At 62.7% G+C, this 21,486-nt stretch carries 21 protein-coding genes; 15 read left to right on the top strand and 6 right to left on the bottom strand.

Annotated elements, in window-relative coordinates:
• The first annotated feature begins 441 nt into the window (after nt 1–441).
• The 9 genes from C7A17_RS11500 to C7A17_RS11460 all read left to right on the top strand — a co-directional run bounded on the left by C7A17_RS11500 (nt 442) and on the right by C7A17_RS11460 (nt 7,615).
• Nucleotides 442–1,563: a Re/Si-specific NAD(P)(+) transhydrogenase subunit alpha gene (locus C7A17_RS11500; protein ID WP_106738163.1), complete on the top strand. Its 1,122-nt coding sequence runs from the start codon at nt 442–444 to the stop codon at nt 1,561–1,563.
• Between the two features lie 11 nt (nt 1,564–1,574).
• Nucleotides 1,575–1,889 carry an NAD(P) transhydrogenase subunit alpha part 2 gene (locus tag C7A17_RS11495; RefSeq protein ID WP_016490057.1) on the top strand — a complete coding sequence of 105 codons (315 nt, stop codon included), beginning with the start codon at nt 1,575–1,577 and terminating at the stop codon, nt 1,887–1,889.
• Between the two features lie 2 nt (nt 1,890–1,891).
• Nucleotides 1,892–3,328, top strand: coding sequence for an NAD(P)(+) transhydrogenase (Re/Si-specific) subunit beta (locus C7A17_RS11490; RefSeq protein WP_106738162.1), 1,437 nt, complete (start codon nt 1,892–1,894; stop codon nt 3,326–3,328).
• Between the two features lie 354 nt (nt 3,329–3,682).
• A complete protein-coding gene (locus C7A17_RS11485; protein ID WP_106738161.1) occupies nt 3,683–3,898 on the top strand; it encodes a DUF1127 domain-containing protein in 216 nt (71 codons plus the stop codon).
• A 225-nt stretch (nt 3,899–4,123) separates the two neighbouring features.
• Nucleotides 4,124–4,327: a DUF1127 domain-containing protein gene (locus C7A17_RS11480; RefSeq protein ID WP_106738160.1), complete on the top strand. Its 204-nt coding sequence runs from the start codon at nt 4,124–4,126 to the stop codon at nt 4,325–4,327.
• A gap of 83 nt (nt 4,328–4,410) precedes the next feature.
• Nucleotides 4,411–4,734 carry a DUF2388 domain-containing protein gene (locus C7A17_RS11475; RefSeq protein WP_106738159.1) on the top strand — a complete coding sequence of 108 codons (324 nt, stop codon included), beginning with the start codon at nt 4,411–4,413 and terminating at the stop codon, nt 4,732–4,734.
• A gap of 91 nt (nt 4,735–4,825) precedes the next feature.
• Complete coding sequence (locus tag C7A17_RS11470) at nt 4,826–5,212, top strand: DUF2388 domain-containing protein (RefSeq protein ID WP_234035910.1); 387 nt, start codon at nt 4,826–4,828, stop codon at nt 5,210–5,212.
• Between the two features lie 130 nt (nt 5,213–5,342).
• A complete protein-coding gene (locus C7A17_RS11465; protein WP_106738158.1) occupies nt 5,343–5,663 on the top strand; it encodes a DUF2388 domain-containing protein in 321 nt (106 codons plus the stop codon).
• Nucleotides 5,663–7,615: a DUF7844 domain-containing protein gene (locus C7A17_RS11460; RefSeq protein WP_106738157.1), complete on the top strand. Its 1,953-nt coding sequence runs from the start codon at nt 5,663–5,665 to the stop codon at nt 7,613–7,615. Before C7A17_RS11465 ends, C7A17_RS11460 begins: the two co-directional genes overlap by 1 nt.
• A 1-nt stretch (nt 7,616) precedes the next feature.
• On the opposite strand, the gene C7A17_RS11455 is transcribed toward C7A17_RS11460, so the two are convergent.
• From C7A17_RS11455 to C7A17_RS11440, 4 genes are all read right to left on the bottom strand, one after another.
• Nucleotides 7,617–9,281: a M48 family metallopeptidase gene (locus C7A17_RS11455; protein WP_106738156.1), complete on the bottom strand. Its 1,665-nt coding sequence runs from the start codon at nt 9,279–9,281 to the stop codon at nt 7,617–7,619.
• Between the two features lie 14 nt (nt 9,282–9,295).
• A complete protein-coding gene (locus C7A17_RS11450) occupies nt 9,296–9,661 on the bottom strand; it encodes a hypothetical protein (RefSeq protein ID WP_106738155.1) in 366 nt (121 codons plus the stop codon).
• Between the two features lie 2 nt (nt 9,662–9,663).
• Entirely contained in the window at nt 9,664–10,935 is a 1,272-nt protein-coding gene (locus tag C7A17_RS11445; protein ID WP_158704658.1) for a CHASE2 domain-containing protein, read from the bottom strand.
• Nucleotides 10,936–11,122: 187 nt separating this feature from the next.
• Nucleotides 11,123–11,527, bottom strand: a complete 405-nt coding sequence (locus C7A17_RS11440; protein ID WP_106738153.1) for a GFA family protein — start codon at nt 11,525–11,527, stop codon at nt 11,123–11,125.
• A 68-nt stretch (nt 11,528–11,595) separates the two neighbouring features.
• Between C7A17_RS11440 and C7A17_RS11435 the strand changes: the two genes are divergently transcribed.
• Nucleotides 11,596–12,501 carry an AEC family transporter gene (locus C7A17_RS11435; RefSeq protein ID WP_017676125.1) on the top strand — a complete coding sequence of 302 codons (906 nt, stop codon included), beginning with the start codon at nt 11,596–11,598 and terminating at the stop codon, nt 12,499–12,501.
• Nucleotides 12,502–12,521: 20 nt separating this feature from the next.
• Here the strand turns inward: C7A17_RS11435 and C7A17_RS11430 are convergent, their stop codons facing one another.
• Entirely contained in the window at nt 12,522–13,235 is a 714-nt protein-coding gene (locus C7A17_RS11430; RefSeq protein ID WP_234035909.1) for a substrate-binding periplasmic protein, read from the bottom strand.
• Between the two features lie 214 nt (nt 13,236–13,449).
• Here C7A17_RS11430 and C7A17_RS11425 point away from each other — a divergent pair, with 214 nt between their 5' ends.
• Nucleotides 13,450–14,580 (top strand): PilT/PilU family type 4a pilus ATPase, encoded by a 1,131-nt coding sequence (locus C7A17_RS11425; protein ID WP_106738151.1) that lies wholly within the window; start codon nt 13,450–13,452, stop codon nt 14,578–14,580.
• Between the two features lie 105 nt (nt 14,581–14,685).
• Nucleotides 14,686–16,326 carry a Na/Pi cotransporter family protein gene (locus C7A17_RS11420; protein WP_106738150.1) on the top strand — a complete coding sequence of 547 codons (1,641 nt, stop codon included), beginning with the start codon at nt 14,686–14,688 and terminating at the stop codon, nt 16,324–16,326.
• A 4-nt stretch (nt 16,327–16,330) separates the two neighbouring features.
• Here C7A17_RS11420 and C7A17_RS11415 read toward each other — a convergent pair whose 3' ends face one another.
• A complete protein-coding gene (locus tag C7A17_RS11415) occupies nt 16,331–17,287 on the bottom strand; it encodes a TAXI family TRAP transporter solute-binding subunit (RefSeq protein WP_106738149.1) in 957 nt (318 codons plus the stop codon).
• 142 nt (nt 17,288–17,429) lie between these two features.
• On the opposite strand from C7A17_RS11415, the gene C7A17_RS11410 reads away from it, so the two are divergent.
• From C7A17_RS11410 to C7A17_RS11400, 3 genes are all read left to right on the top strand, one after another.
• A complete protein-coding gene (locus C7A17_RS11410) occupies nt 17,430–18,467 on the top strand; it encodes an AraC family transcriptional regulator (RefSeq protein ID WP_106738148.1) in 1,038 nt (345 codons plus the stop codon).
• Nucleotides 18,468–18,571: 104 nt separating this feature from the next.
• A complete protein-coding gene (locus C7A17_RS11405) occupies nt 18,572–18,883 on the top strand; it encodes a DUF465 domain-containing protein (RefSeq protein WP_234035908.1) in 312 nt (103 codons plus the stop codon).
• A 223-nt stretch (nt 18,884–19,106) separates the two neighbouring features.
• Nucleotides 19,107–21,359, top strand: coding sequence for a putative bifunctional diguanylate cyclase/phosphodiesterase (locus C7A17_RS11400; protein WP_106738147.1), 2,253 nt, complete (start codon nt 19,107–19,109; stop codon nt 21,357–21,359).
• Nucleotides 21,360–21,486 lie beyond the last annotated feature (127 nt).

The raw sequence follows: 21,486 nt of genomic DNA, 5'->3' as shown, positions 1-21,486 counted from the left end.
CCCCAGCCCCCATAGAAAGAACAAATAGGGACTGGTAGCAAACAAATAGTCACGCTACATAAGCAATTGCCGCGAAAGTACGCCAAAGCCACTACTTTCGGGCTATAGCACTATTTCGAACACCCTGTGCATTACCTTCCACACCCGACACCAATCGACCAACGGTCATTCCCGTCATGAATGCCTGAGCAACGCCCTAGGCAGCGTCTTGCCTGCCGTTCCCCAGAATCCACGCGGGCTGCGCGCAGTATAAAAATCCCTCATAGACCCATTACTTGTAGTAATCCATTTTTTTTACTCCATAACTTCTTGTAAGGGTCTGCGTTCGATTGCACAATCGCCGCGCTCGCCACCTTCCGGCGGGTTATGTGCTGATCCCCAATCACCGGCGTGCCAGCGTAGTGCGCAGGTTCACCCAAAAGATCACGCAGGAGATTAGAAGTGCACATCGGTGTTCCTCTCGAAACCCATGCCGGGGAGACGCGGGTTGCCGCGACGCCCGAGACCGTCAAGAAGCTGGTTGGCCAGGGCCACCAGGTGACCGTCCAGGCCGGTGCCGGCATCAGTGCCAGCATCCCGGACAGCGCCTTTGAAGCCGCTGGCGCTACCATTGGCAACGACTTGGCCGCACTTGGCGCCGACCTCGTGCTGAAAGTGGTCGCGCCGACCGACGCCGAACTGGCTCACATCAAGCGCGGCGCCGTGCTGGTTGGCATGCTCAACCCGTTCTGCAACGACACCATTGCACGCATGAACGCTCGCGGCATCACTGCCTTCGCCCTGGAGGCCGCACCGCGTACCTCCCGCGCGCAGAGCCTGGATGTGCTGAGTTCGCAGGCCAACATCGCCGGCTACAAGGCTGTGATGCTCGCGGCCAACCACTATCCACGCTTCATGCCGATGCTGATGACCGCTGCCGGCACCGTTAAAGCCGCGCGCGTGCTGATTCTTGGTGCTGGCGTGGCCGGCCTGCAGGCCATCGCCACGGCCAAACGCCTGGGTGCGGTGATCGAGGCCTCCGATGTGCGTCCGGCGGTCAAAGAGCAGATCGAGTCGCTCGGCGCCAAGTTCGTCGATGTGCCCTTCGAGACCGACGAGGAACGTGAGTGCGCGCAAGGCGTAGGCGGTTATGCCCGGCCGATGCCGCAGTCCTGGATGGAGCGTCAGGCCAAGGCTGTGCACGAGCGCGCCAAACAGGCCGATATCGTCATCACCACTGCGCTGATCCCGGGCCGCAAGGCGCCGACGCTTCTCCATGAGAGCACAGTGGCCGAAATGAAGCCCGGCTCCGTGGTCATCGACCTCGCAGCCGCGCAAGGCGGCAACTGCCCGCTGACCGAAGCAGACCAGGTGGTGGTCAAGCATGGCGTGACCCTCGTCGGCCACACCAACCTGGCCGCACTGGTGCCGGCAGATGCCTCCGCCCTGTACGCACGCAACCTGCTGGACTTCCTCAAGCTCATGATCGACAAGGAAGGCCAGTTCCAGCTCAACCTCGAAGACGACATCGTCGCGGCCTGCCTGATGTGCAATGCCGGCGAAGTCGTGCGCAAGAACGGCTAAGGAGTAGGGACATGGATCTGATTTCCGACGGCATCTACAACCTGATCATCTTCGTGCTGGCCATCTATGTCGGCTACCACGTGGTGTGGAACGTCACCCCGGCCCTGCACACCCCGCTGATGGCCGTGACCAACGCCATCTCCGCCATCGTGATCGTCGGCGCCATGCTGGCCGCCGCGCTCACCGTCACCCCGCTGGGCAAGGCCATGGGCACCCTGGCCGTGGCACTGGCAGCGGTGAACGTGTTCGGTGGCTTCCTGGTCACCCGACGCATGCTGGAAATGTTCAAGAAGAAAGCGCCGAAAGCGCAGGCGGAGAAGCACTGACCATGAGCATGAACCTGATCACTGTTCTCTACCTCGTCGCCTCGGTGTGTTTCATCCAGGCGCTCAAAGGCCTGTCGCACCCGACCACATCGCGTCGCGGTAACCTGTTCGGCATGATCGGTATGGCCATCGCCGTACTGACCACCGTAGGCCTGATCTACAAGCTCGGCAGCGAGCTGGCCGTTCAGGGCCTGGGCTTCGTCATCGTCGGCCTGCTGGTCGGTGGCAGCATCGGCACCATCATGGCCAAGCGCGTCGAGATGACCAAGATGCCGGAGCTGGTCGCCTTCATGCACAGCATGATCGGCCTGGCGGCTGTGTTCATCGCCATCGCCGCTGTCGTCGAGCCGCAGTCGCTGGGCATCGTCGCCGCGCTGGGGGATGCCATCCCGGCAGGCAACCGCCTGGAGCTGTTCCTCGGTGCTGCCATCGGCGCCATCACCTTCTCCGGTTCGGTGATCGCCTTCGGCAAGCTGTCGGGCAAGTACAAGTTCCGCCTGTTCCAGGGCGCCCCCGTGGTGTTCAAGGGTCAGCACTTGGTCAACCTGGTGATCGGCCTGGCGATTCTGGGCCTGGGTCTGTACTACACCTTCACCGGCGACATCACCGCCTTCGCCGTGCTGGTCGCCCTGGCCTTCGTCATCGGCGTGCTGATCATCATCCCCATCGGCGGTGCCGACATGCCGGTGGTGGTGTCGATGCTCAACAGCTACTCGGGCTGGGCGGCTGCCGGTATCGGCTTCTCGCTGAACAACTCGATGCTGATCGTCGCCGGCTCGCTGGTCGGCTCCTCGGGCGCCATCCTCTCGTACATCATGTGCAAGGCGATGAACCGCTCGTTCTTCAACGTCATCCTCGGTGGCTTCGGTGCCGATGCCGACTCTGGTGGCCCGGCCGGCGCGCAACAGGAGCGCAACGTCAAGTCGGGCTCCTCCGACGACGCCGCTTTCCTGCTGACCAACGCCGACACCGTGGTCATCGTGCCCGGCTACGGCCTGGCGGTAGCGCGCGCCCAGCACGCACTGATGGAACTAGCCGAGAAGCTGACCCACCGCGGCGTCACCGTGAAGTACGCAATCCACCCGGTCGCCGGCCGCATGCCCGGCCACATGAACGTGCTGCTGGCCGAGGCCGAAGTGCCGTACGAGCAAGTGTTCGAGATGGAAGACATCAACTCCGAGTTCGGCCAGACCGACGTGGTGCTGGTGCTCGGCGCCAACGACGTGGTCAACCCGGCCGCGAAGAACGATCCGAAGTCGCCGATCGCCGGCATGCCGATCCTCGAGGCTTACAAAGCCAAGACCGTGATCGTCAACAAGCGCTCCATGGCCAGCGGCTACGCCGGCCTGGACAACGAACTGTTCTACATGGACAAGACCATGATGGTCTTCGGCGATGCCAAGAAGGTCATCGAAGACATGGTCAAGGCCGTTGAATAAACGCTGACCATCCCGACAGGAAACCCGGCTTCGAGCCGGGTTTTTTGTACCTGCCTGCAAGAAAAATCTGATTTTCAGGTCAGCTAGCAGAACAGATCAATTTGTAACTGTACTGCTCGAAAGCTTAAGTAAAGAAGGCCTCAAACAGGAAATTCTCCTGGTATTCAGCTATAGTTACAGGATATTCACTTATAGGCAGTACAGTTATATTAAAAAACTGCATAACACTTACAAAGCAAACTATCTAATAGCCATGCAATTTTCTATAGCTGTGACTACGTCATCGGTGGCCTGCTCGGGATAATGAACCCATCAACAGCACACCAACCCGCCACAAGCGGAAGGATGACCACCATGGAACGTATCCTCGGTTCCGCCCTGCTCCCTCAACGCACTGCTTCCAGCAATCATGCCTCGCTGCCGCTGCGCCTGATCGCTACCCTCGTTCTCTGGCAGCGCCGCATCGTCAGCCGTCGTCAACTGGCTCGACTGGATGCCCGCCTGCTCGCCGACGCCGGCATAAGCGAGAACCAGCGCTACACAGAACTGAACAAGCCGTTCTGGCGCTGATTCACCGTTTTGCTCCCTCCCAAGTTGGGATCTTCTGAGAGCTCCACCGTCTCTGCTGCGGTGGGGCTTTCGTTTTATCCGCAACAGTCAGCGCCATCAGGGCCGGTACAGTTGTCAAAAAATCACAACTGACCCTGCACAATTCCCCCTCATTGCCTCTGCACGCGCAAAGGCTCGCATACGATCATGTACTACCTATCCTTGTCTCTCGGCAGGAGAGCCGCCATGGAACGTACGCGCGAGCAACACTCGGAAATCATCCAATCCACTACATTTGACTGGCTGGGACTCTATGCCAGAGTCAGCCTCTGGTACCGCAACCTGCGCACACGCCGCCAACTCGCCCGCCTGGATGCACGGCAATTGGCCGATGCCGGCATCAGTCATGCTCAGCGCAGCGAGGAACTGGAGAAACCCTTCTGGCGCTGAGCCAGCAATGGAGCGAGCAACAGCGTTGGGCTAAGCTGCGCCAGCGAGCACCCTCTGCGCTCGCATCGTCTGGAGTGCCCTGCATGCATCTGAAGAAAACCCTGTTCGCCAGCCTTTTCATACTGGGCATGGCTGGTAGCGCCTGCGCCAGCAGCCTGGTTGCGACAACGGATACTTTGCTGGGAGCAGTGGCGGCCAGTGCCGAAGCCCTCTCGGACGCGACCAGTTCACTGCATGACAGCAAGGTGGTACGCGCCGCACGTGACGATGCTGCAAGCTTCGTCGCCAGCGCCGGAGCCATCCGTGGCGCACGCTTGGAAGCCGCACTGGCTCACATCCGCGGCCACGCCCCCGAACTGGCGAATACCGGAGATCTGCAACTGGCGCAGGCCATCCTCAGCCAGTAAGGCAGAAAGCATTCTGTGAAGCCTGCCGCCGCAGGCTTCACCTGAACGCCGTACACTCACCCCCTTCGCTACAACTATCCAAGGTTCATGGATGAACGCTCGTTTGCGCACAGGCAGCCTGGTGCTTTGCCTGTTTCTGCTTTGCCCCTTAAAACCCGCACACGCCCAGTCCAGCGATAGCTACGAAGGCTGGTTGATCCTGATGATGTCCTGGATAACCACGGTAGTTCCGATCATCGGCCCAACGATCCTGGCCAATGACCTCACCTCGGAACCGATAACCGAATCCAGCCAGGCCAGCCTACGCGACAAGAAGATGCTATTAGCTGCTCGGGACGAGGCGGCAGCATTCGTGGCAAGCCACGGCGCCATCATGGGCGTACGCCTGGAGGCCGCCCTGCAGCACCTGCGTCCGCACTACCCCGAGACCAGTGATGATCAGCTAGCGCAGGCCATCCTCGCCTGGGAGGACAGCTGAACGGCGACAGCTTGGCCCTCCCCACGGATTCCGCTAGCCTAGCGCCCGCTGGCGAAGCCGCGCGGTATCCGGGAACCGGCCGGCATCTACTTCGTCCAAGCCTTCATCCGCCGTTCTTCGGAGTCACTCCATGCGTCGTTCACTTATCACCTTCGCCGCCGTCTGCGCCCTGTTCAGTGGCCTTGCCCAGGCTCAAACCGTGGTCGCCACCAGCAACATCGTGGTGCGCGCTCTGGATCGCAGCATCAACTTCACCTCCGACACCACCACCTCGCTGCGCGATATGAAAGCCGTGGTACAGGCTCGCGACGACGCCGCCAGCTTCGTCGCCAGCGCGGGTGAGATTCGCGGCGCGCAACTGGAAGCTGCGCTGCAGACCATCCGCCAGCAATTGCCCGAAACGCAGAACGCCAGCGACCTGCAACTGGCCGAAGCTATCCTCGCGCTGTGATGCGCCTGTGCGTCTGGGGCTTCAGCGCTCTGCTGACCATCGCTGCAGGCGCTACCCAGGCGCAGCTACGCCTCGAACTGGACGAGCGTGGTCTGGCGCCTGCCGAACGCCAGGCCAGCCAGCTTCTGCTGGAAGAAGCCATGGCAGCCCTGCCGCCGCGCTTCATCGAACGCCTGGATCGCCCTGTGCGAGTCAGCTGGCGTGAGGACATGCCAGAAGCGGTCTACGGCCAGGTAGGGCGCCTCAGCGGTATCGAACTCAATGCCAGCCTGCTGCCGAAGTTGGTCGACGGCTCTGCCGCGCGCCAGCAGACCGGTCGCCCCCATGGCACTCAAAGCCGTGAACTACTCGCCACGCTGATTCATGAACTGACCCATCTCTATGACCGGGCACGCTTGTGGCCTGCAGATCAGCGCAGACAACTTCGGCGCTGCCGCCAGCGCGCCGCCAGCCTTGGAACGGTCGGCCTGCCGGACGACTGCCGCGGCCAGACCGAGCGCCGCTTCACCCTCAGTGATGATCCGCGCCTGCTCGATCTTGCAGGTTGGCCGCAACTGGTTGGCAAGCGCGGCGCGCGTGAGATGGACAATGGCCAGGTCGCCCGCAGCCCCGATCCATACGAGCTGAGCAACCCGCTGGAGTTCGTCGCGGTCAACCTCGAATATTTTCTGCTCGACCCCAGCTACGCCTGTCGGCGTCCGTCGCTGGCGCGCTACTTCCGCGAGCATTTCGACTGGTCGCCGACAAACGCCCCCTGCGCCGACGGTTACGCCTACCTCAATGCCGGGCGCGACTTCGCCAGCCAGCCGCTGGCCCGCCTCGATCCGGAGCGCGTCTACCAGGTCGACTACCTGCTGGCCGAGGCCAACGAAGCCTGGATGAGTCGCTGGGGCCACAGCATGCTGCGCCTGGTGATCTGCGCACCCGGTAGGCCACGCGGCCCGGATTGCCGTCTGGATCTCGACCAGCACCTGGTGCTGTCCTATCGCGCCTTCGTTGGCGACCTGCAGCTCTCCAGCTGGGACGGTCTGACCGGCGTCTATCCTTCGCGGTTATTCGTCCTGCCACTGGAGCAGGTGATCGACGAATACACCAAGGTGGAACTGCGCAGCCTGTCTTCGGTTCCGCTGAAGCTCTCGCGTGATCAACTGGAGCAACTGGTCGCACGCTCCGCCGAACAGCACTGGAGCTATGACGGCGACTACTACTTCATCTCCAACAACTGCGCGGTGGAAACCCTCAAGCTGCTGCGCAGCGGCACCGATCACCCGCAACTGCAGGCGCTGGACAGCATCCTGCCCAACGGCCTGCTGGAACTGATGAACGCCCGCGGCCTGGCCGATACCCAGGTACTGGACGACCCACGCGAGGCACTGCGCCTGGGTTATCGATTCGACTCCTTCCGCGAGCGTTACCAGGCCATGTTCAAGGTGTTGCGAGAGCGCCTGCCGATTACCCAGGACAGCGTCGAAACCTGGCTGGAACAGTCTGCCGAAACACGGCGCCACTGGTTCGCGCAGGCCGACCTGCGCGCCAGCGCTGCTTTGCTGCTGTTGGAGCAGGCCGCCCTACGCCGTCAATTGCTGCTGGCCCAGGATGAACTCAAGCGCCGCTACCTGACAGGTCGCGCTGCCGGCGACCCAAGCCTGAACAAGGCTGGCATCGCGCTTGAACAGATCCTAGCCAACAGCGGCTTTCTCAGTCGCCCTGCAGAGTTGCTCGAAGGCGGCTACGGTTTGCCGCAACAGGCGGAGTGGGAGCGCCTGGAAGCCAGCAGCCGCGATCGCCAGCAGCAACTGCGCCAGCTCAGCGATGAGCTGGATGGAGAAGTGCGCAACCTGCTGCAACCACAGCGCCTGGCCGAGCTGGAGTCCAACGAGGCGAATCTGGTCGCCCTCGGCGAGCATCTGCGCGCCTTGCACAAGGCCAGTGGTGGGCTGGAGCTGCCCTGAATCAGCTGCCTAGCAACTTGCCCATAGACGGCAGCCCCAACTGCTCCAATGGGTTGGTAGGCGCTTGTTGTTGCGGTTTGAAGCGACCAATCGCCGATTCACACTGAGCCAGCAGACCTTTGCTCGTGCTGCTCAGACATGACTGATAGGCCTGCTGCGCCTGCACTATCCGCTCACCTTGCAGATGCACGGAAATCTCCAGTGGCGCCATCAACTGATTGCCCCAATGCGCCTGACCGCGCTGCAAGTAGCGCTCGGCCTGGGCTTGCCGGTCGAGGCTCAGTGACAACGTGATGATCTGGTCATAACTGGAGAGCGACGCGTACTGCCACTCACTTTCCGGAACCTGCTCCAGATTGGCCAGTGCATCCTTGTAACGCCGCTGCTGAACAGCCAAGACGAACTGCAAGGTCTGCGCACGCATGCTCTTGGCTGCCGGCCCTTGCGCCACTTCCCTAGCCAATCTGCGTGCCTCGTTCAGATCACCCGTGTCGATAGCCTTGGTCGCACGATTGATCAGAACCTGTCCGGCGAGAACCTTGCCACTCTGTCCGCCTAACAGCTGCCGCTGATAGCTGGCAAGCTGCGGGCTTCGGCGCCGCTCGCTGCGATACTCACTGGCGATATAGCGTGCTAGTGCCTCTTCTCGCTGGGCTGGCAGTTGATGGGTTTTGCCAAAGTCCTTCCACACATCCACAGCCGCCAGTTGCGCTGCAGTCACACCGCTCTGGATACCCTGCTCTAGTAGACCGCTGACGCCTTTCTTCTGTATCGCCTGGCTGAATAGCTGTTTCTGCTGAGCCTGATAACGCTGCAACTGGCTGACATTACTGCCTTCGAAGCTCTGCAAGCGCTGGATACCATGCACCGCGCCACGCGGGGAGTAGCCCGCACGGCTGAGCAGATCGACGGACAGCAGGTCGGCCTCGTCTTCCTGCGCGCGCGTCCAACTGCTATTCCAGAAGTTGTCGGATACCGCTTTGAGCAGCGTGCCCGAGAGGCTGCTCTGGACGATGGTCTTGCCTACAGCATCGGGGTTACCTATCACCAGCTTGCGCGAGGTGCCACTCTTCTGACTTTCCAACCCGGCCAGGGTGGCGCCCAGGCTGACAGCCGTCACCGAGGCATCCAGCAGCTTCTTCTGCTGATTGAAGAAATGCTCACGGTCGAGGTGCCCCAGTAACAAGTGAGCCGCTTCGTGCCCAAGCATTGCGGCCAGCTCATCCTCGCTTTCGATCGCCTGCAAAGTACCCAGGTTGAGGTAGATGACATTATCTACTGTGGCCCTTGCACCGAAGCTCTCCGATGCGCTGAAACGCACCTTGATATCAGGTTTGGCGTGTGGCCAGTGCACCAGCAAACGGCCCAGCACCTGATCGCAATAGGTCTGCAACTGTGGCACCTGAAAGCTTTCGACCTGCGCCATCTGCTCGGTCAGATCCAGCTTACCAAAGCCGCGAACTTCATCCGGGTCGGCGGCACCCGCCAGGCGATCGACGAGGGCATTGTTCAACCAGGGGTTGTTCGTCATCGGCTGCAGCGCCAGTGGTCGAGCCCGCGGGCTGTCGATGAACTTGCCTTCCAAGGGCGGCTTGCTACCCGCGGGCATCTGCTGACAACCGAACAACGACAGGCAGGCGACTGCCAGAACCATTTCCTTACGCATGAATCCTCCCTGTCTTACTTGCCGCAGGCTTTCGAATAGCCCATCACACCGTTGGTCTTGCTGTCTGCCAACAGGCTGGTTTCAGCGATCTTGCGGCAGTCGAAGGCAACGGTCTTGCCCTGGTTGAGCTTCACATCCAACGGATCGAGCCAGACCTGACGCTCGCCCACGGCAATCAACAGCAGGTTCTTTTCCTCACTGAAACTGATCACCGGCACCTCTGGTGCAGGCAGTTGATCACGGCTCATATCGCCCAGAAACTCGCCCTGTTCGTCGTACAAAGCGACCTTCTCCAGTGGGTAGCCGATAATCTTCAGCGGCTCCTGCGCCCATGCCGGCATGCTGCACAGCAACAGCCCGAATACTGTGGCTTTGAACATTGCTAGATCTCCCTTTCCGTTGAAGTACGACGCTTACGCTGGTGCCACCATTCGGCAACCCTGGCCTCACCGAGATAGGCGTAGAACAGGCCGATCATCAGCACCAGCCCCAGCCAGTCGAATGGCGCGATATGCAGCCAGCGCGCGAGATAGAAGCTGATCAGCAGGGCGATGCTGCTGAGCAGAGCGAACCAGAACAGGTAATGACTCGCACAGCGATAGAGGCGGCCGCCGTCGGTTCGCGGCTGTACCGGAATCCATAGCGCGACTAGACCGGCCAGCAGCAGCAGGCCGATTTCCAGCCAGTCACTCAGGCTGATGCCGAGCCAGCCATCCGGCGCCGCGCGCCAGTAACCACGCCCCTGCGTCAGTAGGTTATCCAGTGCCATCGCATGCACGTATACGCCCGGCAACAGGCCCTGCACCGGGCTGCTGACCAGATCTGGAATACCGCGGATATGCGCCCCCAACAGCACATGCTTGCCACGCAAGATGTCGGCGACACTTGGGTCACGCAACTGGTTGGAATACAGGGTACGGGTGTAAGGACAAGGCTGTGGTCGCTCAACCTCACCGGCGGCGCGCTGCGAGCGGAACGCATCGGCAGCCAGCATGCTGAATAACTGCCCCCAGTCACCACGCTGTCCACGCACGTCACAGCCGGCCAGGTCGACGAAGCCCTGCATGCCCGCATCGCTCCAGTAACCCCAGCGCACCAGCAGCGGCGCCTCGAACCCTTCCGCTGAACAGCCCTGAGCCTGGCACCCTACCTGGTACATCTGCAGCGCTGGTGTGGGCAGCTCACCCTGCGGGCTCTGCAACAACAGCGGATAGCGCTCACCATAGCCGCTCCAGTTGACCGCAGCGGTACGTGCCACGGAGGCAAATTCGGGTAATACCAATGAGCGCCCATGGGCATCATGGTAATCGGCAAGAATCAGCGGCACGCCCTGCTCATGAAAGCTGCCTAGAGCTCGCTGCAAGCCAGCGGTGGGGCCACCGTCGTAGCGCTTCTGGGTATAGAGCAGGTCGACAAAGAGCGACTTGGGCTGATAGCTGAGCAACTGGCGCAACAGACGCGCCTGCTCGCCATAACGCAGCGGCCAACTGGCCCCCATGCTCGCCAACGCCTGATCGTCGATCAGCACCACCACCACCTCTTCCTGCCCAGCTTCGGGGTAGAAAGGCGCCAACATGCGCAGCAACCAGGTTTCGCTATGACGATCAGAGGCGTCCCGCAGACCGAACGGGTTGAAGAAAGCCACGAAAAGCATCAGCAGCAAACCCAGTACAGCACCGGGTTTGCTGAACAATGGGGCAAGAAAAATCTGCCTGAGGCGCATCCCTGAGAGCACAAGAACATCCCTGATATAGCCAGGGCAGGAATGTGACACAGCTCACAGGCAAAGCAAACATCATTTTGACATCAAAATAATGGCACACACCCTGACGCCTACTGGCTCAAGGCATGCTCTCTCCGTCCTCTCGTGGCAATTGCTCGTCCAGTTGCAGCCACGACAGCCGGCTGCCAACCCAGATATGCCGATTCGCCGGTGCCTGCTCGGGCTCGTCCAGCGTGGCGATAGTGACGTCCAGCGTGTCCGGACTGAGGTCGGTAAAGAGCGCCAGGTGCGCGCCGCAGTCGCCGCAGAAATAACGCGTGCAGCTGGCCGAAGAAGCAAAGGCACGTGGCGTGCCGCTCAGCCACTGGAATGAATCACGCGCGATGGTGACCCAGGTAGTGAGAATGCCTCCGCTGCTACGTCGACAAATCGAGCAATGGCAGTGGGCAATGTCCTGCAACGGTGCCTCGATGCGGTAGCGCAGCCTGCCGCACTGGCAGCCGCCTTCATGTCGTTCGCTCATGCCCTCTCCGTCTTGCAATGCGGCGGTGCGCTGACCAAGATAGGTGCTCACCGCTACCGGGGGTTCCCGTGATTGACCTGTTGCTGGCCCTGTGGCCGCTGTTCGCCATGATAGTCGCCGGCTACTGGCTGCGTTTACGAGAGTTTCCCAGCGAGGCTTTCTGGCCCGGTGCCGAGCGCCTCAACTATTTCATCCTGTTCCCCGCCCTGTTGTTCTCCAGCCTGGCCAAAGCGCCGCTGAACAACCCGGCACTGCCGCGTTTGGCACTGGCCGTGCTGCTCGGCCTGGGCATCGCCTGGCTGGCCCTGTTGCTGGTGCGACGGCTACGTGGCTGGCCAGCCGGACGCTTCGGCGCCTTCACCCAGGGCATTCTGCGCTTCAATACCTACCTCGGCCTGGCTGCGGTGGGCAGCCTGTTCGGCCAGGAAGGGCTGACCCTGGCGGCGATCATGCTCGCCCTCATGGTGCCGACGGTTAACGTGCTCTCGGTCTGGTCGCTGACGGCAGAACGCGGCGTCAGCGCCCGCAGCTTGCTGCTGCCGATCCTGAAGAACCCGCTGATCCTCGCCTGTGCTGGCGGCGCGCTGTTCAACCTCACCGGTATCGGTTTGCCGGGCGGCACGGATCGCCTGCTCAGTCTGCTCGCGGCCGCCAGTCTGCCGCTGGGCCTGCTCTGCGTCGGCGCTGCACTCAAGCCCGAACAGTTGGGCGGTGAAGTTCCAGCGTTGGGTTGGAGCAGCGCGCTGCGTCTGTTGGCCATGCCACTGCTGGCCTGGGCCGTGGCCTGGGGCCTGAACCTGCCTGCGATGGAAAGCGCGGTGCTGGTGCTGTTCTTCGCCCTGCCCACCGCACCGACCGCCTACGTGCTGACCCGCCAGCTCGGTGGCGACAGCCAGTTGATGGCCGGCATCATCACCCTACAGACGCTGCTGGCAGCTGGCAGCCTGGTGGCGATCATGACGCTGCTGGCCTAAGCGGCAATATCGGCTTAGCGCTACTCCACGTAACTCTCGATCAGGCGCTGATACTCACCCCGCGCCTTGAGCGCTGCCAGACCACGGTCGAAGCGTTCGATCAACTCGGTCGCGCGCGGATGCTGCCGAGACACGATGAAGTGCAGTGTGTTGCTACGAAACGCCGAGGTCGAACGGTGAAACTGATTCGCGGCGGCGCCAGTACTGCGCAGGGCGCTTTCGCCAAGGTGGCGATCCGAGATGAAGAGGTCGTCGCGCTGCAGCAGCAACAGGCGCGCGCATTCCTTCAGGCCCAGCGGTGAGTGTCGCCGTAATACCCCTTGCTCGATCAACGCCTGAACCGCCAACGGAGGCTGCCAACCCAGCGGGTAGCACAGGTGCTTACCATGCAGACGAGGCAGGTCGTCGAGCTCGATACGATCGCCAGCGCGGCTGAACACATGCTGCTCGGCAATGTACAGCGGCGCCGAATAGAGAAACTCCGCCTCACGTTCGGCAGAGCGTACATAGGGGAAGGTCGCGTCGTATTGCCCACGCTGCGCCTTCAGATAGCCGCGATTCCAGGGCAACCAGTCGAGCGTGATCGCCACACCCTGATCGGCCAGCGCCGCCCTCACCACCTGGGTCAACATGCCCTGGCCTGGCAGGGCTTTGCCGGTGAACGGTGCGTAATCGTCGCCTGTCGCCAGGTGCAAGCTCTCCGCCCGCACCGCGGTGCTGATCAGCAGGCTCAACAGAGCCGCCAGCCAATATCCCACCCTGCCCCTCCAGCCTCTGACACTCGCCTACCTGAGTGCACCGATGATTGACTCTTGTCCGCGATACCACGGCTGTCCAGCCTGATTCGCCTATAGGGCGACAATCCGCCCCGGTTTCTTGATGCAAAACAATCGAACGGCTCAGACGCCCGCTATCCTTGCCGCAACAACAACACGCAGCGGCCCACCGATGAACGATACGCACAGCCCGGATCAGCCCGACGTATTCCCCTACCTGCAGTTGATGCACCAGCATGGAGGCTCCGACCTGTTCTTCAGTGTCGGCGCACCACCGCACATGAAGGTCGAAGGGCATAGCCAGCCGGTCGGACAGCGTGTACTCAAGGCCGGTGAGGTGCAACAACTGGCCTATCAATTGATGACCCAGAAGCAGGTCGCCGAGTTCGAGCGCGATCTGGAGATGAACCTGGCGGTAAGCCTGCAGAATGCCGGACGCTATCGGGTCAACGTCTACTACCAGCGTGGAGAAGTCGCCATGGTGGTGCGCTTGATCAAGAGCCAGATTCCCAGCTTCGAGGCCCTCGGTCTGCCAGTAATGCTGGAAAAGCTGGCCATGCAGGATCGCGGCCTGATCCTGGTCACCGGGGCCGCTGGCTCGGGCAAGTCCACCACCCTGGCGGCGATGCTGGATTTTCGTAACCGCCACAAGAGCGGGCATATCGTCTGCATCGAAGATCCCATCGAATTCCTGCACAGCCACCAGCGCTCGATCATCGACCAGCGCGAGGTGGGCCTCGATACCCACAGTTTCGACGACGCCCTGCGCAATGTGCTGCGTGAGGCGCCAGACGTGATCATGCTCGGCGAGATTCGTGACGCCGCCACCATGCAGCATGCTCTGCACTACGCCGAAACCGGCCACCTGTGCGTCGCTACGCTGCACGCCACCAGCAGCAGCCACGCCATAGAGCGCATCGCGCGTTTCTTCCCGGACGAGGCGCGCAAGCAGGTGCTGGCCGATGTGGCGCACAACCTGCTGGCGGTGATCGGTCAACGCCTGGTGCCCGGTATCGCGCAAAAGCGCGTGGTAGCGGTAGAACTGATGCTGGGCACGCCCTATATTCGCGACCTGATCCAGCGCGACGAGCTGGAAGAGTTGCGCGAGGCCATCGCGCGGGCTGCCGAACAGGGCCTGCAGACCTTCGACCAGCACCTGTTCACCCTGCTCGAAGCCGGCCGAATCAGCCTGGCCGAGGCCCTGAAATTCGCTGATTCGCGCACCGACCTCAGCCTCAAATTCAAGCTCGAACGGGGCTTCTCTGCCGACGATGCCGAGCTCAAGGTGCTGCGCGACGGCTGAACGGATTTCCCCTCGTCACTGGCGCATCGGCGATTTTCGACCGATGCTCAGTAAAGGCCGGATCGCTCGACGCTCCAACCGGCCGGCTTCGGGGGGAGCCGCCTTATGCTGACCCTGCTGAATCTTCTATCTGCCATCGCCCTGCTGGTCTGGGGCACCCAAATCGTCCGCACCGGTATCCTGCGCGTGTTCGGCTCGCAGTTACGCACGGTGCTCAGCCACAACATCCGCCGCCGACCCCTAGCCTTCGCGGCCGGTATCGGCGTGACCGCGCTGGTGCAGAGCAGCAACGCTACCGCGCTGCTGGTCACCTCGTTCGTCGCCCAGGGGCTGATGGCTCTGGCACCGGGCCTGGCAATCATGCTCGGCGCCGACGTCGGTACAGCGCTGATGGCGCGGGTGCTGACGCTCGATCTGAGCTGGCTCAGCCCGCTGCTGATCTTCATCGGGGTGATCTTCTTCCTCTCTCGTAGACAGACCCGCGCCGGCCAGCTCGGCCGCGTCGCCATCGGCCTGGGCCTGATGCTCCTGGCACTGGAGCTGATCGTCGCCGCCGCCACGCCGATCACCGAGGCACGCGGTATCCGCGTGCTGTTCGCCTCGCTCACCGGCGACCTGATGCTCGATGCGTTGGTCGGCGCACTGTTCGCACTGCTCACCTATTCCAGCCTGGCTGCCGTGCTGCTCACCGCAACCCTGGCCGGCGCCGGGCTGATCAGCCTGCCGGTGGCCATCGGTTTGGTAATCGGCGCCAACATCGGCAGCGGCCTGCTGGCCTTTCTCACCAGCAGCCTGCAGAACCCGGCTGGCCGCCGCGTGGCACTCGGCAGCCTGCTGTACAAACTGATCGGCCTGCTGCTGGTGTTGCCGGTGTTACAGCCACTGGCTACCTGGCTGGACGGCCTTAACTGGCGTCCGGCGGAGCTGGTGATCTTCTTCCACCTGCTCTACAACAGCCTGCGCGCACTGCTGATGTTGCCTACGGTCGGCTTGATGGCGCGTTTCTGCAACTGGCTGCTGCCTGATCGCAGCGAAGACCTCGACAGCGCCCAGCCCCGCCATCTGGATCCGACCGCGCTGTCCACGCCCAGCCTGGCGTTGGCCAATGCCGTGCGTGAAACCCTGCGCATCGGCGATCAGGTGGATACCATGCTCGGTCACCTTCTGCCGGTGCTGGCGACCAACCAGCCGGCGCTGAACAAGGAAATGCGCCGCCTCGATGACGAGGTCGGCAGCCTGTGCCGGGCCGTGAAGCTGTATCTGGCGCAGATCCCGCGCGAAGCACTGAGTGAGCAGGAGCGCCAGCGCTGGGCGGAAATTCTCGAGCTGGCGGTCAATCTGGAGCAGGCCGGCGACCTGATTCAACGCATGCTGAACAAGCTGCAGAACGAGAAAACCGCGCAACGGCGCGCCTTCTCCGAGAAGGGTCTGGAAGAGCTCACCACCCTGCATGCGCAACTGATGGCCAACCTGCGCCTAGGGCTGAGCGTGTTTCTCAGCGCGGATCGTGCCAGCGCCAGCCAACTGCTACGGGAGAAACGCCGCTTCCGCGCGCAGGAGCGGCGCCTGGCGCACGCGCACATCGGTCGCCTGCAACGTCAGGTGGTGCAGAGCATCGAGACCAGCTCGCTGCATCTGGAGCTGATCGCCGACATGAAGCGCCTCAACTCGCTGTTCTGCGCCAGTGCCTATGTGGTGCTGGCCGACGGCGAAACCGGTGCGCTGCAACTCGAAGGTGGCGAATAGCGCACTACAGCCAGCCACGCTCGCGGTAGTAGCGCTCGGCGCCTTCATGCAGCGGCGCCGTCAGGCCAGTGCCGATCATTTCACTGGCCTGCAGCTCGGCAAGGGCGGGATGCAATTCGCGCAGCCGCTCCAGGTTATCGAACACCGCCTTGACCAGCTCATACACCACCTGCGGGTCGGTATTGGCCGATGTCGCCAGCACCGCTCTTGTTCCAATCGACGGCGTTGCCTGTGGGTTGCCCTTGTACAAACCAGCGGGAATCTCCGCGCGGCTGTAATACGTCCTCTCGGCCAGCAGACGCTCGACAGCTTCGTCGGTGACCGGCACCAGAACCGCATCCACCGTATCCGTAGCCTCTTGAATCGCACCGTTGGGATGACCGACGAAGTAAGTCATGGCATCGATGTTGCCCTCACCCAGAGCGCTGGCCTGTTCGGCCGCCTTGAGTTCACTGGCGAGGGCGAACGTGGAGTGATCCCACCCCTTGGCGGTCATGATCTCCTCCAGCGTATCGCGCTGACCCGAGCCGGGGTTGCCGATATTGATGCGCTTGCCCTGAAGATCTTCCAGGCTCTGGATCCTGGCATCGCGCCGGGCCAGCACGGTGAACACTTCACGCTGCAGTGAGAACAGTGCGCGAATGTCGCTCATCGCCACCTCACCGTGAAACGGGCCGCTGCCTTCGCGGGCCTTGAACAAGTGATCGGCCTGCATGACGCCGAAGTCGAACTCACCGTTGCGCATGCCGTGTACGTTGGCGATACCACCGCCACTGGCCGTGGCGTTGCAACGAATGCCGTGCTCGCTGGAGCGCTGGTTGAGAAAGGCGCAGATGGACTGACCTGTGGCGAAATAAACGCCGGTCTGCCCCCCGGTACCGATGGTGACGAAGGTTTCCTCGGCCTCGACGACGCCGGCCAGCACCAGCCCCGCCAGCCATACCATGGCTCTGCCTTTCATGTGCACATCTCCTTTTCTCGATTGCGCTGAAGCCCGGCGCGCTGCGCAAGTGCTGAAAACAGACTAAACACTCAGCAGCAACCTGCCAGCGATACACGGCGACGCACTATCGCCGGCTCTACGCATTGGGCAGAATCGACGCATGCCAATCCCTCTCGCCAATGCCACGCAGGCCTCGGTCAGCGCCAGCCTGACCCAGGCGGTTCTGCACGCCGCCAGCCGTCTCGGCCTGGATCGCCAGGCACTGCTGGCCACCTGTGGATTACAGGAACAACAACTGATCGACCCCGATGCGCGCGTGCCGTTCAGTGCCCAGGAGCGCCTCTGGCAGGAACTGGACTGCCGTCTGCAACACCCGGAGCCCGGGCTGTTGCTGGGGCGCAACCTCACGCCCGGGCCATTCAGCGTGCTCAGCTACCTGCTGCAAAGCAGCGCCACGCTGGGTGAGGCGCTGACCGCCGCGCTGCGCTACCAACGCCTGGGCGGCGAAGGTGGCGAGTTGCAGGTCGAGGAACAGGATGCCGCCCTGCTGCTGATCTATCGCCCGCTGCATCCCGAGCACCCGGCCACGCGCATTCGTGTGCTGGCCATGCTGGCCTGCTGGGTGCAGATCACTACACCGCTACTCGACGACTTTCATCTACTCGGGGCCCAGTTCCGCCATGCCGAACCGTCGAACCTGACGCCCTATCAGGACGTGTTCGCCTGCCCGCTGCAGTTCTCCGCCAGGGATTACGCCATCGCCGTGCCCCGGGTGCTGTGCCAACGACCGCTGATGCAGGCCAATCCACCGTTGCAGCAATTGCTGCGACAACACGCCGAAGCCCTGCTCGCGCGCCTGCCCAGCGCCAGCCTGAGCGCCCAGGTGATTGGCCTGCTCGGCGAACAACTGGCCCATGGCGAGCCGGATCGCGGCGATCTTGCGCGCAAGCTGAACCTGAGCGAGCGCACCTTGCAGCGGCGTCTCGCCGAAGAAGGTTACAGCTACCAGCAACTGCTCAGCGACACCCGGCGGCAACTGGCCGAACAGCATCTGCGCGAAGGCCGCCTGCCCGCTGCCGAAATCGCCTTGCTGCTGGGCTACTCCGAACCCAGCGTGTTCTTCCGCGCCTTCCGCCAATGGAGCGGGCTGACGCCCGGTGAATACCGGGCCCGCCATTGCAAAGAAGCGTCACGCTGAACCGATTCGCGTCGAGTGTTACAGCGGCTCACTGACCCTGATCAATAAACCACCAGCGGTAGCGCTCTAGCATTGCTAGCCATTTGCCATACAGCGCGACCACCATGCCTCAGACCCATCTGCTGCTCAGTCTGCCGGATGCAGACGCCTGCCAACGGGTAGCGCATCTGTTGCACCGTCAGGCGCCTCAATGCCAGGTCATCGCCGAGATCGAGAGTTGCCGGCAACAGCCTCTCTGTCAGTGGGTACAGCGCCTGCCGACAGCCAGCCTGGGGGATGTCCATGCCAGCCTGGATGACGCCATCGATGTGCTGGAACGTAGTCGCCATGCCTTCAAATCCGTACAACTGGCCGAACTGCGTAAACGCCTGTGTCAACTGCGCGAAGAGTTGTCCCGCCTGGGGCAATTGCGGTAAAAGCTAGCCGCAGTAGGTTCCGCCGCATGCGGAGACCGGCTTTGCCGGGCAGGACACAGGGCCTGCAAGACAGAGCGCCGCTGGCCGCCTTCCTTCGAGGAAGCGCGGCCGGCGGCGCTTTTTTTTGGCCTGCCATTTGTGGCAGGCACCCAGCGGGCTGCCGCAGAGCACCTAGAAACGCTCCCGGCGCTCTTTAGCGCTGAAGGATAAGCACGAGGCCGAGATGGGCAACGAACAAGAATTCCAGGATCTGCTCCAACATATCGCCCCGGATCTGGATGAGCTACGCCAGCGCCTGCGCTTTCTCGACTGGCGCCAGGTCGACAACGAGCGTTTGTCACGCTGTGCGCAGCGAGTCGAACGCGCCAACCAGTACTTCGTCGACACCCTTTATCAACAGCTCGCGGACTATCCGGCGCCGGCCGCCATCCTCGGCGACCCAGCCGTCACCGAGCGCCTCAAGCGTCGCCAGGCCGACTACTACCGCGGTCTGTGGCAAAGCCCGTTGGACGGGGACTACGTGCTGGAGCGCCTGCGCATTGGCTGGGTGCATCAGCGCACGGGGGTCGACCTGAAGTGGTACCTGGGCGCTTATCGCCTGTACCTGGATCGGCTGCTCGGCGAGCTGCTCGGCTCCTCGGTGGCCAGCGATTGCTTCTCCAGCCTGATCAAGAAGGTGTTCTTCGACATCGGCCTGGCCCTGGACAGTTACGGCGCCGCCCAACGCAAGGCACTACAGGACAGCGAGGCCCGCTATGCCCGTGCCATGCGCGGCGCCAACGACGGGCTGTGGGAATGGCAGTTGGAGCAGGATCAGCTGTACCTCTCCGAGCGCTGGATTCGCATGCTCGATCTCGACCGCGACAGCCTTTCGCCCACCAGCCACAGCTGGTTCAGCCGCGTCCATGGTGATGACCTGCCCGGCCTGCGCCAGGCCATCGACAGCCATCTGCGTGGCCTCACGCCCTTTCTTCATCACGAATACCGCATCCGTCGGCAGGACGGCAGCTACCTGTGGGTACTGGTGCGTGGCGTGGCCGATACCGGCAGCGGCGGCCTGCGGCGCATGGCCGGTTCGCAGAGCGACATCAGCCAGCGACGCGCCGCCGAGGAGCAGTTGCACCACGCCGCGCGCCACGATCCGCTCACCGGCCTGGCCAACCGCGCTCGAATCGGCGAGCTGCTGCAACAAGCCGTACAACGCCAGCAACGTCCGGGGGCTCGTGAGGCAGCCCTGCTGTTCATCGATCTGGATCGTTTCAAGCTGATCAACGATAGCCTCGGCCATCAGATCGGCGATCGCGTACTGGTGGAGGTAGCCGAGCGGCTCAGCCACTGCCTGCGCCCCGGGGATCATCTGGCACGCTTCGGGGGCGACGAGTTCGTCGCCCTGCTCGATGACCTGGCCTGCATGACCGACGCCGAGCGCGTCGCCCAGCGCATGCTCGAGAGCCTGCACGCGCCGCTCAGGCTGCAGGAGCAGACGCTGGCAGTCAGTGCCAGCATCGGCATCGCCGCGTTACAGGAGAGCGGCCAGCCACTCGATCCGCTGCAGGCTGCCGACCTGGCCCTGTATCGGGCCAAGAGTGCGGGCAAGGCCCAATTCGCCCGCTACAGCAACGAATTGCAGCAGCAGGCGCAGCGCCAGCTGGAGTTGCAGAATGCACTGGCCCAAGCCAGTGCACGTGGCGAGCTACGCCTGGCGTACCAACCGATCTGCCAACTCGACGGCGATCAACCACAACTGATCGGCGTGGAGGCGCTACTGCGCTGGCAGCATGCCGGACACGACATCTCGCCGCTGGAGTTCATCCCCTGCCTGGAAGAGTCCGGTGAAATTCTCGCGGTGGGTGACTGGGTGCTGCAGCAGGCCTGCCGCCAGGTACGCACCTGGCAACAGACAGGGCAACCGCAACTGCGTTGCTCGGTCAACCTGTCCAGCCGCCAGCTGCAGCAGAACGACTTCGCCGCGCGGGTCGCCGACATCCTCAGCGAAACAGGCCTGCCGCCTTCCAGCCTGGTGCTGGAAATCACCGAAACCCAGCTCATGGAGGACAGTGCGCAAAACCTGGCCTGCCTGCGCGAGTTGGCCAGCCTCGGCATACAGCTGGCCCTCGACGATTTCGGCACGGGCTACTCCTCGCTCGGCTACCTCAAGCGCTTCCCGCTGCACATCATCAAGGTGGACAAGAGCTTCATCGCCGGCGCCCCGCAGGACACCGAATCACTGGCCATCAGCCGAGCGATCATCGGCCTGGGCCACAGCCTGGGACTGGCCGTGGTGGCCGAGGGCGTCGAGAAGCAGGCGCAACTGGACTTCCTCGGCAGCGAAGGCTGTCATTACGCTCAGGGCTACTGGTTCAGCCGCCCCCGCAGCCCGCTGGAACTGCAACGCCTGCTCAGCGGTGAAGATTGCTTCGATGGCCTCTGGTGCCCGCTGGGTAGCGAAAAGTGCGCGCCAGGCCTACAGGCATGAAACACCCTGCGCGCAGATCGCACACCGTGAGTCTGGCAGCACCCGCCAGGCCGCGCCGAATGCCGCTCACAGCCCGGCCTGCAGGGCCTCAATAAATCCTCGAATCACCTTCGTCGATGATAACTAT

This window comes from Pseudomonas mendocina (genome assembly GCF_003008615.1).
Taxonomy (GTDB): Bacteria; Pseudomonadota; Gammaproteobacteria; order Pseudomonadales; family Pseudomonadaceae; genus Aquipseudomonas; species Aquipseudomonas mendocina_C.
This window is presented reverse-complemented; position numbering and strand designations above follow the sequence as displayed.

Bases quoted from the DNA above. Each gene is read 5' to 3' on its own strand.
- C7A17_RS11405 (WP_234035908.1), top strand. From the start codon at position 18,572: ATGCCTCAGACCCATCTGCTGCTCAGTCTGCCGGATGCAGACGCCTGC.
- C7A17_RS11445 (WP_158704658.1), bottom strand. From the start codon at position 10,935: ATGCTTTTCGTGGCTTTCTTCAACCCGTTCGGTCTGCGGGACGCCTCT.
- C7A17_RS11455 (WP_106738156.1), bottom strand. From the start codon at position 9,281: ATGCGTAAGGAAATGGTTCTGGCAGTCGCCTGCCTGTCGTTGTTCGGT.
- C7A17_RS11480 (WP_106738160.1), top strand. From the start codon at position 4,124: ATGGAACGTACGCGCGAGCAACACTCGGAAATCATCCAATCCACTACA.
- C7A17_RS11475 (WP_106738159.1), top strand. From the start codon at position 4,411: ATGCATCTGAAGAAAACCCTGTTCGCCAGCCTTTTCATACTGGGCATG.
- C7A17_RS11410 (WP_106738148.1), top strand. From the start codon at position 17,430: ATGCCAATCCCTCTCGCCAATGCCACGCAGGCCTCGGTCAGCGCCAGC.
- C7A17_RS11465 (WP_106738158.1), top strand. From the start codon at position 5,343: ATGCGTCGTTCACTTATCACCTTCGCCGCCGTCTGCGCCCTGTTCAGT.
- C7A17_RS11495 (WP_016490057.1), top strand. From the start codon at position 1,575: ATGGATCTGATTTCCGACGGCATCTACAACCTGATCATCTTCGTGCTG.
- C7A17_RS11415 (WP_106738149.1), bottom strand. From the start codon at position 17,287: ATGAAAGGCAGAGCCATGGTATGGCTGGCGGGGCTGGTGCTGGCCGGC.
- C7A17_RS11470 (WP_234035910.1), top strand. From the start codon at position 4,826: ATGAACGCTCGTTTGCGCACAGGCAGCCTGGTGCTTTGCCTGTTTCTG.
- C7A17_RS11450 (WP_106738155.1), bottom strand. From the start codon at position 9,661: ATGTTCAAAGCCACAGTATTCGGGCTGTTGCTGTGCAGCATGCCGGCA.
- C7A17_RS11460 (WP_106738157.1), top strand. From the start codon at position 5,663: ATGCGCCTGTGCGTCTGGGGCTTCAGCGCTCTGCTGACCATCGCTGCA.
- C7A17_RS11425 (WP_106738151.1), top strand. From the start codon at position 13,450: ATGAACGATACGCACAGCCCGGATCAGCCCGACGTATTCCCCTACCTG.
- C7A17_RS11485 (WP_106738161.1), top strand. From the start codon at position 3,683: ATGGAACGTATCCTCGGTTCCGCCCTGCTCCCTCAACGCACTGCTTCC.
- C7A17_RS11400 (WP_106738147.1), top strand. From the start codon at position 19,107: ATGGGCAACGAACAAGAATTCCAGGATCTGCTCCAACATATCGCCCCG.
- C7A17_RS11490 (WP_106738162.1), top strand. From the start codon at position 1,892: ATGAGCATGAACCTGATCACTGTTCTCTACCTCGTCGCCTCGGTGTGT.
- C7A17_RS11420 (WP_106738150.1), top strand. From the start codon at position 14,686: ATGCTGACCCTGCTGAATCTTCTATCTGCCATCGCCCTGCTGGTCTGG.
- C7A17_RS11440 (WP_106738153.1), bottom strand. From the start codon at position 11,527: ATGAGCGAACGACATGAAGGCGGCTGCCAGTGCGGCAGGCTGCGCTAC.